General features: G+C 41.2%; 14 protein-coding genes. 3 read left to right on the top strand and 11 right to left on the bottom strand.

The window, feature by feature from the left end:
• Positions 1–3 precede the first annotated feature (3 nt).
• The 10 genes from LU293_RS00600 to nrdA form a co-directional block, all read right to left on the bottom strand.
• The gene (locus LU293_RS00600; protein ID WP_242747942.1) at positions 4–1,773 is read right to left on the bottom strand and encodes an FTR1 family iron permease; all 1,770 of its coding nucleotides are present in this window, start codon (positions 1,771–1,773) and stop codon (positions 4–6) included.
• Positions 1,774–1,816: 43 nt separating this feature from the next.
• Positions 1,817–3,037, bottom strand: a complete 1,221-nt coding sequence (gene efeB, locus LU293_RS00595) for an iron uptake transporter deferrochelatase/peroxidase subunit (protein ID WP_242747940.1) — start codon at positions 3,035–3,037, stop codon at positions 1,817–1,819.
• 69 nt (positions 3,038–3,106) lie between these two features.
• Complete coding sequence (gene efeO, locus LU293_RS00590) at positions 3,107–3,973, bottom strand: iron uptake system protein EfeO (RefSeq protein WP_242747938.1); 867 nt, start codon at positions 3,971–3,973, stop codon at positions 3,107–3,109.
• A gap of 400 nt (positions 3,974–4,373) precedes the next feature.
• Positions 4,374–5,246: an ATP-binding protein gene (locus LU293_RS00585; protein WP_242747936.1), complete on the bottom strand. Its 873-nt coding sequence runs from the start codon at positions 5,244–5,246 to the stop codon at positions 4,374–4,376.
• A gap of 35 nt (positions 5,247–5,281) precedes the next feature.
• Positions 5,282–5,953 (bottom strand): oxygen-insensitive NAD(P)H nitroreductase, encoded by a 672-nt coding sequence (gene nfsB, locus LU293_RS00580; RefSeq protein WP_242747934.1) that lies wholly within the window; start codon positions 5,951–5,953, stop codon positions 5,282–5,284.
• Positions 5,954–5,961: 8 nt separating this feature from the next.
• On the bottom strand, positions 5,962–7,497 hold the full coding sequence (xseA, locus tag LU293_RS00575; RefSeq protein ID WP_242747932.1) for an exodeoxyribonuclease VII large subunit: 1,536 nt from the start codon (positions 7,495–7,497) through the stop codon (positions 5,962–5,964).
• 81 nt (positions 7,498–7,578) lie between these two features.
• Positions 7,579–8,826, bottom strand: coding sequence for a ribonuclease D (locus tag LU293_RS00570; RefSeq protein ID WP_242747930.1), 1,248 nt, complete (start codon positions 8,824–8,826; stop codon positions 7,579–7,581).
• Between the two features lie 17 nt (positions 8,827–8,843).
• Positions 8,844–9,437: a recombination mediator RecR gene (gene recR, locus LU293_RS00565; RefSeq protein WP_242747928.1), complete on the bottom strand. Its 594-nt coding sequence runs from the start codon at positions 9,435–9,437 to the stop codon at positions 8,844–8,846.
• Positions 9,438–9,443: 6 nt separating this feature from the next.
• On the bottom strand, positions 9,444–9,776 hold the full coding sequence (locus LU293_RS00560; RefSeq protein WP_242747926.1) for a YbaB/EbfC family nucleoid-associated protein: 333 nt from the start codon (positions 9,774–9,776) through the stop codon (positions 9,444–9,446).
• Between the two features lie 69 nt (positions 9,777–9,845).
• The gene (gene nrdA, locus LU293_RS00555; RefSeq protein ID WP_242747925.1) at positions 9,846–12,122 is read right to left on the bottom strand and encodes a class 1a ribonucleoside-diphosphate reductase subunit alpha; all 2,277 of its coding nucleotides are present in this window, start codon (positions 12,120–12,122) and stop codon (positions 9,846–9,848) included.
• Between the two features lie 345 nt (positions 12,123–12,467).
• On the opposite strand from nrdA, the gene LU293_RS00550 reads away from it, so the two are divergent.
• Complete coding sequence (locus tag LU293_RS00550; protein ID WP_256462132.1) at positions 12,468–12,809, top strand: DUF262 domain-containing protein; 342 nt, start codon at positions 12,468–12,470, stop codon at positions 12,807–12,809.
• Here the strand turns inward: LU293_RS00550 and LU293_RS00545 are convergent.
• Positions 12,786–12,977, bottom strand: a complete 192-nt coding sequence (locus LU293_RS00545) for a hypothetical protein (protein WP_242747922.1) — start codon at positions 12,975–12,977, stop codon at positions 12,786–12,788. The two genes, LU293_RS00550 and LU293_RS00545, sit on opposite strands and share 24 nt — an antisense overlap.
• A gap of 447 nt (positions 12,978–13,424) precedes the next feature.
• Between LU293_RS00545 and LU293_RS00540 the strand changes: the two genes are divergently transcribed.
• Positions 13,425–14,120 carry a hypothetical protein gene (locus LU293_RS00540; RefSeq protein WP_242747920.1) on the top strand — a complete coding sequence of 232 codons (696 nt, stop codon included), beginning with the start codon at positions 13,425–13,427 and terminating at the stop codon, positions 14,118–14,120.
• Between the two features lie 82 nt (positions 14,121–14,202).
• Complete coding sequence (locus tag LU293_RS00535) at positions 14,203–14,952, top strand: PP2C family protein-serine/threonine phosphatase (protein ID WP_242747918.1); 750 nt, start codon at positions 14,203–14,205, stop codon at positions 14,950–14,952.
• Positions 14,953–14,954: the final 2 nt, after the last annotated feature.

Below are 14,954 nucleotides of genomic sequence, written 5' to 3'. Positions count from 1 at the left end.
TGGTTAAGGGCGTTTTTTAATGTAATAATTCATAGCAATAATCACTATGATGTACAAAGCTTGAGCGATAATACCCTGAATACTTGGATAAAAACCAATAGCAGAGATAGCGGGTAGTCTTAGTATGGTTTGAGTGATGTGATTGGTCAGCTGTAATGCTAAGATGCTTACGCCAAGCATTTTAAAGCCAAGGGCGTAAATGACCCATGTTAAGATTCTAAAGAGCGTGGGAATAGGCAATCGGATAGATGTTTTTAGCATAATGATGCCAGCGACTACCAGCAGTAATACCGCCAAACCAATGCCTGTAAGGAAGTTGGCTGTGCTAATGTTTGGCAATATGCCTGCATAAAATAAAATCGTCTCTGCACCTTCACGAAATACCGACAAAAACGCCAATCCAAACAAGGATAAAAGACCGCCTGTGCTTAAGGCTTTTTTGGTGTGTTTGGTGATAAAAGCATTCCAAGATTGTACACTCGATTTACTATGTAGCCAAGCACCGATACCAATCATAAAGACCACAGCAATGATTCCAATGACACCTTCCATGGCTTCGCGACTAGCACCACTACCCACACTCGGTAGATAGGCAGTTAATAGATATGCCCCAAGCACGCTTGATGACATCCCTAAAATAACACCCAAAAAGACAGCGATTTTACCTTTGGTGATATTTTGGCGATTGGTATGGGTAGCACTTGCCGTTAACGCTAAAATCAGTGCCATAATAATAAGTAGGGCTTCTAATCCTTCTCTAAGTAAGACAAGCATAGCATCAACCCAAGAGTAGGCTTGAGTGGAATCGATGGTTTTTAGCTGGCTAATAAGGGATGCTAACTTGTTTTGGTTTATGGTGGTATCGCCATGTGCGGTAATGATGGGAATTTGGCTTTCAATGTCGTTATACAGCTTGGGGTTTCTTGTGCTGACATCGCCTTCTATGCTCGGCCATATTGTCAAAAATTCGTTCAGTTTGGCTTGAGCTGTTTTAATGTCATTAGATTCAAAGGCGGTTAAGCCATCTTGTAGTAGAGCAATTCCTTCGTCTAAAGTCGCTGTGCTTAATTGAGCTTTTTTACTTTCGCCTGCATTAAACCCATCTAAGTTTTGTTTTAAGATGGCAAGCTGATCGATGATTTGTTGATGGTTGGGCGGCGTACTTTCGATCGACACTCGTATGAGTGACATCGCAGTCTCAATCTTACCATAATGCCCTTGACTTGTGTTTCGCACCACACGTTCATTGGCTGCCCATGTGCGATTAAAGTTATCATAACTTTGACGCAGATTAGTGGTATCTGTACCATTAAATTGAGTTGACGCCTGCCAAAGCTGCTCAAAAGCAGGCATAACTTTGCGCTTAAAAGTAGTACGCTCTGCTGTATAATCCACAGGGTTGGTTTGTTTTTCTAATGCGTAAAGGGCGACAGATAGTTGGTTTAAGGTGTCGGTATTTGGATTGATTTTTGCCTTAGTGATGGCATCTAAAACAAAGATTAAATCAGTACTTGGCAGATGTTTGGTGAGCTGATGAAAGGATGTCTCAAGCTTGGATAATTGAGCTAAGGCAGTTTTTGTATCATTATTTTGGGTAGCGGTCATTGCATCAGAGAGTAAGACAAAGACAGGGCTAAAATTTATTTTTGTCTTGGTGGCTGTATCCGCTGTTATGCTTGACGGCTCGGTATAAGTAATCTTAGCGGGTGTGGCAATTGCTATATTTGATGCACTAAGGCTTAATACTAATGGTAGAATAAAACGACGCAACATAATTTTTCTCTTATAATAGGGTGTTTTTGATTTTAATAAAAGCTTAGTTTTCAAATAGTGCTTGCCCTAGATATTCGCCTTTTTTAATGCCGCCAAAACAGGCAAAAAGACCACTCCCAATGTGTGTGATGTACTCATTCATTTTATCCACTCGGCCTAAAGCAGTCTGAATGCCGACAAATTGCATGGGAGTTTTTTGAAAAGAGATGAATAATAAGCCTGCATCAAATTGCCCTGTATTGGGTACGATTCCTGAGCTGTACGAATATGAACGGCGTAAAATCTGCAAGCCACTCCTATTGGCAAGTGCTGTATGCGAGATGGCAGGCATGACAACATTGCCATTTTCATCCTTTTTGGTAACATCAACAGGATCAAACTCATGCAACTGACCCATCGCTGCACCGCTGTTACGAATCCGCCCAAAGGTTTCATTTTGTCCGTTTAAGCTGGTTCTATCCCATGTTTCTAGATGCATTTGTATGACTCTAGCGACCAGATAAGTGCCGTTTTTAAGCCAGCCGCTATCTACCCATAGGTGCTTATTAGGCTCTTTTAATGTTGCAGTGTTCGCTGTGCCGTCTTTAAAACCAAATAAATTGCGTGGTGTTTCATCTGCTGTATCATAGCTGGTAAAGCCTGACTGAGACCATTTCATAGTGATGGCATTTCGTGCTTGACGCACCAACTGACGCACCGCATGAAACGCCACTTGTGCATCATCGCTACATGCCTGTATGCAGATATCACCACCTGATAAATTTGGCTTAATTTGATCTCTTGGAAAACTTGGCAGCTCAGAAAAATCGGCAGGGATTTTATTGTGTAACCCCAATTTTTCCAAAAATGAGCGAGACACACCAAAGGTAAGCGTCAAGCCATAGGCTGATAGACTGTCTGCTTCACCTGTATCTATGGGTGGTACATGAGCATTATCGCCGTATGCTTGAATGTTTTGCCCTTGGGTAAGTTTTTCACTGTATGCTGTCCAATTTTTAAAGACCGTTTTTATCGTCTCTAGGTCAGTGGTGTGCAAATCAGCCACCAAAAAATAAATATGACGTTGGCTTGGGGTAGTGATGCCTGCTTGGTGCTCACCATAAAATTCAAAAGTATGATCTGCTAGGCAGTTTTTGGTGGATTTGCTTGAATTGTCGGTGTTATTTTGACTTGATTGGCTTTGGTGGCACGCTCCCAAAAATGGAGCGGTTAATGAGACGGCACCCATTTTACCTAAAAATGCACGGCGAGAGTGAATGGTCATAACACATCCTTAAATAAAAAACACCGCTGACCAAAAAAGCCATACGGTGCTAATCTAAAATATCACATATTATTGGAGTACGATGCCCATTTGAGCAAGGGGTTCACCAAGCTTATTAACGGCTTCAGCAAGCTCTTTGGTGTCTTCGGCTGTTAATTGGGTATAGGGCTTATAATCTTCTGTGCCAACTTTGTGCTTATCAAGCAGGGCATTCACATTGGCAAATTGTTCTTTCAGCGTCTGAACCAAGGCAGGGTCTTTGGCGTTAAGTTTTGGAGTTAGAATTTCAAAAATCTTATAAGCTCCGTCAATGTTTGCCTGAAAGTCATATAAATCAGTTTTTGAGAAAATTTCTTCTTCACCAGTGATTTTACTGGTTGAAACTTCATTTAATAAATCAACTGCACCTTGAACCATCATCTCGCCTGTTACTTCAGCAGTTGGGATTTTTGCTTTTAACTCTTTTGCATCAAAGATAAGCTGCTTGCCAAGCTCTTTAGTACCGTCCGTTGTATTTTGCACCCATAGAATCTTTTCGATGGCATGATAACCTGTCCAGTTCTCGCCTGCTTGTAAGTCGGCTTCACGATTGTCAATGCGTGGATCAAGGTCACCAAAGCTTTCAGCAATGGGTTCACTACGTTCAAAATGCAGGCGTGCCTTAGGATATAAAGCCTTAGCTTCTTCGAGCTTTCCTTCATTCAGCAGGGCGACGAATGCTTCTGTTTGTGCCACAAAGTCGTCAATTTCAGATTGCACCCAAGCCTTGTATTCTGCAGTTTCAGCAGATAAGTCTGTAGTGGTTGCAGCAATTGGGGTTTCTTGGGCTTGAGTGGTTGTATCAGTTGCATCAGTGGCTTGTTCGGCAGGCTTTTGGCAGGCAGTTAAGGCAAGTGTTGTGGCAAATAACGCACTAAATGTAAAAGCACTCTTCATAAAGATCCTTGTTTAATCGGTAAATTCTGAAATAAAAATCGTTCTTATTGTAAACCCAGTAAATCTGCCTTGTCAATGCCAGTTTATGACTCTTGGATAATTAGCTATGCTACTTTACCGATGAGTCATGCCTAATTGGTATAAAAATTATCCCGTAGCTGTGATTTGGTTAAGTAAGATAGCCGCTGCGTTAAGTTAGTTGTAAATTAAAAAATAAGATAGTCTTTGGGCTAGGCATCCAAAGCCCTGTGCAAAATGCGGTGATGTTTGTAAGTTTAGTGTGTCTAGTGTCTTAGTGCTTGGCATGGCATAGGTGCTTTTTTAAGAACTCAGTGCTTGCATAGTTAGATGATCTAAAGCACTTAGTGTATCATCAGGCTAAACCATTAGTGTTATTGGTTTAGCTTATGCTATCATTTAGCAGCTTTTGACCGATGTAATGCCGTGCAAACTGCTCTGCGACTCGCCCAGATCTGCCGCCACGCTCACTTGCCCATCTTAAGGCGCTGGCTTTTGCTTCATCTGTCAGTATAATATGGTGTTTATTCAAATTATTTTTAACGATATCTAGGTAGGTTTGTTGATCTATTGAGTAAAATGATAACCATAAGCCAAAGCGATCCGAGAGTGATACGGTCTCATCAATTTGCTCAAACGGATTAATCTCATCAGTTTGACCATTATAAATATTTTGGTTATCTTTCATAAGCTGTGGCAAAAGATGACGACGATTGCTTGTTGCATAGATAAGCAGACGGTCTTGATCACTACCAAGCGAGCCATCTAGCACGCTTTTTAGGCTGCGGTAACTTTCATCTTGGCTGCTAAACGCTAAATCATCACAGTAGATGATGTAGCGATGATAAGGGTTGTGCTGCAAAATAGTGTGGCGTATCTTTTCTAGGTGAAGTAGATCTTCTCTTGCCACTTCAATAATTCTTAAGCCTTGTTTGTGGTATCGGTGTAATAAAGCACGCACAATAGAAGATTTTCCAGTGCCACGAGCCCCTGTCATGAGTACATGATTGGCAGGAAATCCTGCCAAAAACTGTTCAGTATTGGCGATAATTTTATGTTTTTGGGTATCAATGCCGAGCAGATCATCTAATGAATGAGTAAAGTGCACTTCCATAGCCTGAAGATGGCCAAGTTTGCCACCAACCCAGCGATAGGCAAGCACATCAGGGTCAATTGTGCTTGGTTTTGTGGTGCGGTTTTGTAAAAACTCTATGAGTAGGCGTTTTAGCTTCTCATCAAAAAAGTCAGTATTCATGTCAGTATCTTTAATCGTGTTGAAATATGCAAGGTTTAGATAAATTCGATGACTTGATCGGCATCTAATCGTGCTTTTGGTAGATGCTGATTTGGCTCATCTTTACTAGGATAGCCCAAGGCAACGATAACTGAACTTGTCAAATGGCGATCTGCCAAGTGTAAGATGTCATTTAAAATCTGGACATTAAATCCACCAATTGGCGTGGCTGCTACGCCTGCTATTTGGGCAGCAAATAAAAAATGACCTAAAGCGATAAAGGTTTGTTGCTCGCTCCATATAAAAAGCTTTTTTGGGTCTTGCTGTAGGGGTTGTAAGTACGTCATACAATGCTGTTTACGAGCTGTCATCGCTTCATTTGAGCTAAAACGTCCTGCTTTATGTTCAGCATGTAATACATTATCAAGATGCCTTGTGTCTAAAGATGTCTTGGTGCACAGCACCAAAACGTGAGAAGCATTCATAACTTTAGCGACATTATGCTCACCATTGCCTATCATGCTTTGGCAGATTTTGACTTTAGCAGTAGCGTTATCTGCTACTAAAAAACGCCACGGCTGAATGTTAATTGATGATGGTGAGAGTCTTAAAGTCTCAAGTAGTTGCTTGATTGTATCATCATTAAGCGGTTTATTAGGGTCGTATGCCTTGCAAGTATAGCGACTGCTGGCAATGTCTTTGGCGTTTTGAGCAGAAAAAACAGTCATGATTATCCTTAAGTGACTTTATCAATGGGTTTAGCACAAATTTTACCATCTGCAAATTCAATAGTAAGACGGTCGCTTTGTAAAGATGTATTTACATTATCTATAATTAATCCTTGCTTGGTACGTACTATCGCATAGCCTTTTTCTAGAGTGCGTCTAGGATGCTGAATGAGAATTAGGCTTTGTAAATGGCGACATTCTTGGGCGATTGCAAAAAGTTTAGATTGAAGCTTTTGATGAGTTTGGCGATAATGATGAATGTGCTTTTTGGCGGTCTCAAGCTGAGTAAAAGCCCCTAAACGACAAGTTTGGTATTTGGTGTGAATATCATCAAAGCTTGTTTTTAGGGCGTGACGAGAGAGTAGTTCGGTATGTTTAATGGCGTACTCACTGTCTTTTTTGGCAAGATTTAGCGATTTATTGGCGGCAAATTGCACACGTTTTAGATTTGCTTGATTGGTCTGGCTGGCGTGATTTAGCTGCTTTTGGGTAATTTGCTGCGTCTTATTCATAAAGGATTTGGCAGCTGTCATGACGGCGACAAGGTGATTTTGAATACCAAAAATCACCTTAGATGGTGTATCAAAGCGAGTATGTGCCACTTCATCTAAAATTACCGTGTCACGCTCATGCCCTATGCCAACCCATACAGGAACAGGCTGTTCAGCAAGTAGGGCGGCAAGCTCATAATCGTTGAGATAAGCCAAATCGCCAACTGCACCACCACCACGAATAATAACGATTAAGTCTGGCTTATGCCCATGAATGTTAATGAAGTTACGCACAGCACCGCTAAGAGCAAGGCGGATTTCTTGGGGTGCGTGATTTCCTTGAAAAGTGGCATGATGATAATAAAACTGACAGGCATTAGCCGCCTGAAGTCGGTCAGCTTCAGCACGAAAATCCCCCAATCCTGCGGCATTTTCTGGAGCGACCACGATGACATTTTTGATGTCAAGCGGCATAGGCAGGCTTTTATTAAGCGTGGTTAATCCTTCTTCTGTCAGGCGTTTAAGCATGGCGTTATAAGCGATGGCAAGCTCCCCTAGTGTATAAGTGGGGTCGATGTCGCTGATACTTATGCTAAAGCCGTATTGAGTATGAAACTTAGCGGACGCTTTTATTAAGATGCTTGCACCTGCTTCTAGCTCTCTACCTGTTTGATTGATAAATTTATGAATAACAAGGCTTGCACGATTTTTCCATAAAGTCGCCTTGGTGCTAGCGATGATTTTACCTGAATCGTCTTTTTGGGCTAATTCAAAATAGTAATGCCCACCTTTACTGTTGATTGATCGGACTTCAGCTTGCACCCAAACGTCGTGATTAAACATATCATCAATCACCATTTTAACCGATTCTAAATAATCGCTTAAAGACAGCTGTACATCAGCTAAGTTTGATGCTGTATGACTGTCATCTGCCAGCTCTTTAGCGATTTTGGCGTGCAAGGCGTCAATCTCATCTTGTGCAGCGTCTTTAAAGGCAGTGTTTTGATCAAGTTTGGCTGCCATATCGGCAAGCAAAGTAGCGGTATGTTTCATGGAGATAGGGCGTAAAAATTGCTAATATAACACATAGGGCCATGCCATCTCAATAATAATCCCATGCTTTCCTGATTTTACTTAACTTATCGTCCCACACTCAAAACCTGAGATGATTTGAGCCTTATGCTCTTGTAAGAGTGGGATTACCACATCAACCACCCAAGCATGGCGATAGCCTTGTAAGCCCTTGGATAGCTGTTCTTTTGGCAGGTCAAAAGCGACTAAGTTTAATAGCTCGTTAATCCAGCGTCCTTTAAGTATCAGATTAGGCGGTACATTGATGGCTTGGCTGTATGCTTCAATGGCTTGGTCTAACGGTTTTTTGAAGGTTTTTTCTTTACTGCGGTAAGTTGGCGGTGGCATGATGGGTAGGCTATCAACAGGCAAGGTGCTTGCTGTCTTAATGATGCGAATGATTTCGTCGCCATATTTACGCAAGGATGCTCGATTAATGGTGGTGCGTGCCAGTGCCTTGATGGTTTTTGGCATGGTGTCAATAATCTCACGCAAAGGCTGTCTGCCAATGATAAAGGTTCTTGGCTCATTGATTGAACGTGCTAACGACTCTCGCCAAGCCACAAGTAGCTGTAAAGCTCCAATCTGGTGCGGCGTGTATGTCGGCACGCTAAATTCTAGGTATAAATCGCTATCTTTTATGTTAGCAGTTTGATGTAACTCATGGGCGTATAGATTGCTATCTTCTATGACATAATCTAGCACTTGGGTTAGTTTTAGGTGTTTTTTTACTTCACCATACAGTGCTAATAAATAACGTACATCGTTGGCAGCATATTGCTCTTGCTCTTTAGTAAGCGGACGCACGAGCCAATCAGACTGGCTTTGTGCCTTATCCAAATCGATACCCAGCACTTCATTAATCGCTTGAGCATAGCCAACTTGCAGTTTACCTGTCAGATAAGAGATGCCAATTTGTACATCAAAGACATTCGTTAGTGGCGGGCAGTCTGCTAATAGATAAAAGATGCCTAAATCTTCCCCACAGGCATACCATACCATGGTCGGCACTTCTATTAAAGCTTCCCAAAACTCACGCAAATCAAGCTTGGGTGCGTCAATAAGATAAATGGCACTACCTGTATTAACTTGGATTAGGGCTAAAATGGGATAATAAGTAGTGCGTTTGATAAATTCAGTATCTAAGGCGATAACATCAACACCATCGATTTCATCGATCAGTTGGTATAGCTCATCGGCAGTTTTAACCCATTTTACAGGCAACTCTTTTAAGGCGTGATGATCAGCTAAGGTTGCCTTTGGGAAATCAAAGCGACTTTGTTGGGGGGTTGCAAAATTTTGGTGGTGCATGGCTAGTGTCTTAGATATTAGATGAAGGCACGGTTTTGTAGGGCTTGGTGTAGCGTTAGACTATCCACATACTCAAGCTCACCCCCCATAGGTATGCCTTGGGCTAAGCGAGTGATTTTTTGGACGTGAGTGCGTGCAATATCGCTGATAAAAAAGGCAGTTGTTTGACCTTCAACAGTTGCCCCTGTCGCTAAAATTAACTCACTGATGGCAGTATTTTTTAGCCGAGTTATCAGCTCATCAATGTGCAAATCTTCTGCATTAATACCATCTAAAGGCGATAGATGACCGCCCAAGACAAAATAACGACCACGATAAGCACCACTTTGTTCGATTGCCATGACGTCAGCGGCACTTTCTACAACACAAAGCTGCTCATCATTACGCCGAGTATCACTGCAAATTGGGCAGATATCATCATCACTAAACGAATGGCAAGTTTGACATTCTTTGATTTCGCTCATAGCAACTTGTAAGGCATGGGCGAGTATTACACCTTGCTCACGTTTTTTGGTGAGTAAAGATAGTGCCATGCGTTGGGCTGATTTTTGCCCAACGCTTGGTAGGATTTGCAGCTGTTTAACCAGCTGATCAAATTTTGGGGTTAGCATGAATGATTAGCCAAATAAGCCTTGCATACCCTTTGGCAAACCCATGCTGCCTGTGGCATTTGCCATAACAGATTCATAAAGCTCATCAGCTTGGCGAACAGCGTCATTGATGGCAGCTGCAACCAAATCTTCAATCATATCAGGCTCATCTTCCATAAGGCTTGGGTCAATGCTGATTCTTTTAACCACATGGCGACCTGTCATGGTAACCTTGACAAGCCCATTACCTGATTCGCTGTGAACTTCTTTGGTGGCTAAGCTTGCTTTGGCAGATTCGACGTTTTTTTCAACTTGTTTTTGCATAGCTTGGGCTTGTTGCATCAGTGCTTGAATGTTCATGTTGTTTTCCTAATATGAAATAAAAAAGTTATTATAACAATAAATGTTTTACTCAACAATGCTAAATGCTTACAACTTGCAAGCACCACCTGCACAACCATCATCTAAATCTTCATGAGAATCGTCTGCTCCATCACGAGTGTTATGGTAGTATAGGGTTTTTATACCCAATTTATAAGCGGTGAGTAAGTCGCTTATCATTACTTTCATTGGCACTCGACCGCCTTCAAACTTAGATGGGTCATAGTTTGTATTAGCAGAGATGCTTTGATCAATGAATTTTTGCATAATACCAACTAATCTAAGATAACCGCTGTTGTCAGGCATTTGCCAAAGTAACTCATAAGAGCTTGCCAGTTTTTCAATATCAGGAACAACTTGCTTTAAAATGCCATCTTTAGATTGCTTAACAGACACTAGGCCCCGCGGCGGTTCAATACCATTGGTTGCATTGGCAATCTGACTTGATGTCTCAGACGGCATTAATGCAGATAGTGTTGAGTTGCGCAGTCCATGCGTGATAATCTCAGAACGCAAATGCTCCCAATCAAGATGTAAAGGCTCATGGCAGATGGTATCTAAGTCAGATTTATAGGTATCAATAGGCAAGATACCTTGACTGTATGTGGTCTCATGAAACAGTGGGCATTTGCCACGTTCTTTGGCAAGCTTTACAGATGCACAAAGTAGGTGGTACTGTAAAGCCTCAAAAGTGCGATGCGTTAAACCTAAGGCGGCAGTATCTGAATAACGCGTGCCATTTTTGGCAAGATAATAGGCAAAATTAATCACACCCACGCCAAGTGTACGGCGGTTAAGACTACTGTTTTTGGCGGCAAGTACAGGGTAGTCTTGATAATCAAGCAGGGCATCTAAGGCACGCACAATCAGCTCTGCTGGCTCTTTTATATCATCTAGACTTTGAATCTTGCCTAAGTTTATCGCAGACAACGTGCATAGGGCGATTTCACCATTTACATCATTGATATTGTCAAGCGGCTTAGTTGGTAGGGCAATTTCCATACATAAGTTTGACTGACGAACAGGGGCGACACTTGGGTCAAATGGGCTGTGTGTATTGCAGTGATCCACGTTCTGAATATAGATACGCCCTGTGCTGGCACGCTCTTGTAGCATTGAGCTAAACAGCTCTCTGGCATTTACTTGACGCTTACGGACGTTTTTGTCATTTTCATAAAGCGTGTACAAGCGTTCAAATTCATCTTGGTTGGCAAAAAACGCATCATATAAGCCTGGCACGTCCGATGGCGAAAATAGGGTGATATTTTCGTTTTTAATTAAGCGTTGGTACATGGTCTTATTAATCTGTACGCCATAATCCATATGACGAACACGGTTATCTTCCACACCACGGTTATTTTTAAGCACGAGTAGGTTTTCAACTTCTAAATGCCACATTGGATAAAATAAGGTTGCAGCACCGCCACGCACACCGCCTTGCGAGCAGGATTTGACGGCAGCTTGAAACATCTTAAAAAACGGAATGCAGCCTGTGTGCTGTGCTTCGCCGCCACGAATAGGGCTGCCTAATGCACGGATTGCACCAGCATTGACCCCAATACCTGCTCTTTGAGACACATAACGCACGATGGCGGAGGTGGTCGCATTAATGCTATCTAGGCTATCTCCACACTCAATCAGCACGCATGAGCTAAACTGACGAGTCGGAGTGCGTACGCCTGACATGATGGGAGTGGGTAATGAGATGTAAAAGTTAGATGTCGCATCATAAAAACGCTTTACATAATCTAAGCGAGTGTTTTTATCATAGTTTGCAAATAAGCACATGCCAACAAGCATGTATAAAAACTGTGGGCTTTCAAAGACAGTTTTGGTAACACGGTCTTGGACGAGATATTTCCCCATCATTTGCTCAACAGCTGCATAAGCAAGATTTAAATCACGGCTGTGGTCAATGTATGCACCAAGCTCATCAAACTCATCTTGGGTGTAATCAGTAAGAATATGCTCATCGTACTTGCCCGCCTTTGTCAGCTTTTTGACATGGTCTAGTAGGTGGGGCGGCTCGTACTGACCATAAGCAATCTTACGCAAATGAAAAATAGCTAGACGTGCAGCTAAATACTGATAATCAGGCGTGTCTACTGAAATTAGATCAGCTGCCGCTTTAATGATGGTTTCATGAATATCTTTGGTTGCGATACCTTCATAAAACTGAATGTGCGATCTAAGCTCAACTTGAGATACAGATACATTATCCAGACCTTGGGCAGCCCATGTGATCACCTTATGGATTTTATCAAGGTTAATCTCTTCTGCTCTACCATCACGCTTGGTTACTTTAATTTTATCTGTATTGGTCATCACATTCACCCATCAGTTCTCAGCCAAATCTTAAATCGCACCAAAACTTATTACATTTCAAGCAGTTACCATCATAGGCTAAACTGTATTATCATCACAAGATATAGTGCTTTTGCTAAATTTTGGCACAATATAGCCTAAAATTTCTACAAAATCTACTTGTATTTTTAATGGGGGTGTGATTCATTTTTTAAGAAAATTCCCTAGGCTAGATATGATAAGGCTTGACGCAAGTTCCACCTTTTAAAACTTTTTTGTAACATGATTTTGGGGGTATTTGGGTACAGAATTTGGTGATTTTGTCAAGTAAAAAAAGCAGAGAAATTATTTAAGCGTCAAAAAAAAATCCGCCCCAAGCATAAAAGCAACGATGATACAAGCAAGAATTACCATATCGGTAATTTGACCGTAAAACAGCGTAAAGATAAAGATAATGAATTTGAAGTCATTGACGAACAACAGCGACTGACGACATTGTTTTTGCTATTATCGGTGTTAAAGCATGAATTTAACCTAAAACTTGAATTTGAGCATCGAGCGGATTTAAGCCATGAATTACAGCAGATTTTTGGCGGTCAAGATGTGAATGGTGATAGCCAAATTGCACAGGTTTATCGTTATCTAAAAAGTTATAAATTTGATAAAGGTTTTGCCAAAAAGCTGTTAGAGCGTGTGCAGGGCGTTTAAGACTTCTTTTGGTAAAAAATGCTCGCCATATAACGCAAGCATCTGCTCGACTTTGACCACTGAGCCTTTGGGCTTGCCCAATTCTGCGATTAAATAATTGGCTTGTTCTTGTAATAAAGAGTGTTTTTGGATTTGTCGCGCTTCTTTGGATAAAAATAGACTAGACACGCCACTTTTTGCCCAATTTTTACCGATGTTTAGGGAAGTTTTGGCGATGGATAATTGTCTTTGTAGTGGCGTGGTTTTAGGTTGGTTAGGCTTTTGCTTATAATCATTTGGCTGTTTTTTTGGCTGGGGCGTGTTGAACTTTTATATTTGCAATGAAAAATAGGGCAAATCGTATGTTTTTCAAGGAAAAAGTGAAATTTGATAATCATTCTATCAAACGAGCTTTTGACGCAAAAAACCCACTTTATTGCTTAAACATTTCTAATTTGTAAAAATTGTTATCAGGTTTTGTACCCCCCCCATTATAGCAAAATTTGGGGTGGATTTAAAATATTAAAAAGGCTTGGGTAAGTTGTATTTTGGGTTTGTTGAACCGTTTTTTTTTGATATAATCACGATGACGTGGGCTTTGGTCTTTTTGTGTGAGAATTGATTAGGAGAAAAATTATGCACGAAAATTTAAATCTAGGTAATAGCCTTTTTAAAGGTTTAAATGACAAACACGGACTTGTAATTTGTGGTTATGAATATGGCGAGTCGAAAGCGGATGCAAAGTACGAACAGCAGGCAGCTACAGACGAAGTACAAGCCAATCCAAAAGATTTGCAATTTACTTTTGCCAATAAAACACCATTTTTGGGCGAGAAAGCTCTAAAAGTCCCTTATGACAATCGTATTATCAAATGGTTTGAGCTTTGGGGTCATCGCATGGACCGAGATGGTTTGGGTGATGATTTTACAAAAAGCATTATGCAAACCAATCTTTCAAACACCCAAGCCAATCGAGTGGAAGATTATGAAGAAATTGCGGCGGGTATCGATGGATTTGTGGAATTTTTACAGGCGTTAGAGCCAAGCGTGATATTGTTTATGGGCAGTAAAAATTCCGATTTTATCAATCGTGCGGAAAATTTGCCAAAAATTGAAGCGGTGCTGGGTAAACAGCTTGGCGAGCGAGTGGTGGAAACCGCTGAAACTTCTGGTGCGAAATTTCGAGTGATTTTCCAAGATTTTGAACATTGTAGAACGGTAACACTACCACATCCGAGCGGTTCAGTGGGATTGTCCGATGAATATATTGCTAAATTTGCCCCTAGAATTGGTGAGATTTTGCGTGAATATAAAACCAAACGTGGATTTTAAATTAAAGCGATAAATCAATAGAGTATGATCATTTGCCCATCAAAAATTGTTCGTTTTTGATGGGTTGTTATTTGGAGTAACGATGAGTTACCAAATTCAAGGCTTTACTTGGCGTGGTGGCAGGGCGTATCAACAAGATGCTTTGTTGATTTATCCCAAAGTGTATCAACATCAAGGCGTAATCAGTCGCCAAATCATCACGAGCCAATGCTGTGTGGCGATAGCGGACGGCGTATCCACAAGTCCGCATTCGGCACGCACCGCTCGCACTTTACTTACTTTGCTTAAAACTGCCTATAAGGCACACGGTATGGTAGATTTTGCCAAGTTGCAAAATGAATTAAATGACAAGCTGGCGGGCGTATGCGATGACGGTGGTAGCACATTGGTATGTGCTTATGGCGATGGCGATGGTTTGACCATCAAGCATCTGGGTGATAGTCGAGCTTATCATTATGATGGGCAGGCGTGGCGATGTCTCACCAAAGACCATACCGTTTTTAATGAACTTGCCAAAACATATGCTGTTGATTCTAATCAAGAATATGCCAGTTTTTATGGTGGATTAATGGGATATTTTTGTGTGGATAATTTGACAGGTGATGATGAGACACATTTGGCAAGCTCAATGTCATTAAAATTAAAAGAGAATGAAGTATTACTATTGTGTAGTGATGGTCTTTGTGGTGAGTTTGATGATTTTCCGCCATTACCAACCAATATGTCATTAAAAGATTGGCTAATTCAGATTTTTACCGCATTAAAAAAGCGGACTATTGCCGAGCTAGATAATGTGAGTGTGGCTGTGGTGAGATGTATACATTTGACTTAGGA

It is taken from the genome of Moraxella nasovis, assembly GCF_022701215.1.
GTDB classification, from domain to species: domain Bacteria; phylum Pseudomonadota; class Gammaproteobacteria; order Pseudomonadales; family Moraxellaceae; genus Moraxella; species Moraxella nasovis.
This window is presented reverse-complemented; position numbering and strand designations above follow the sequence as displayed.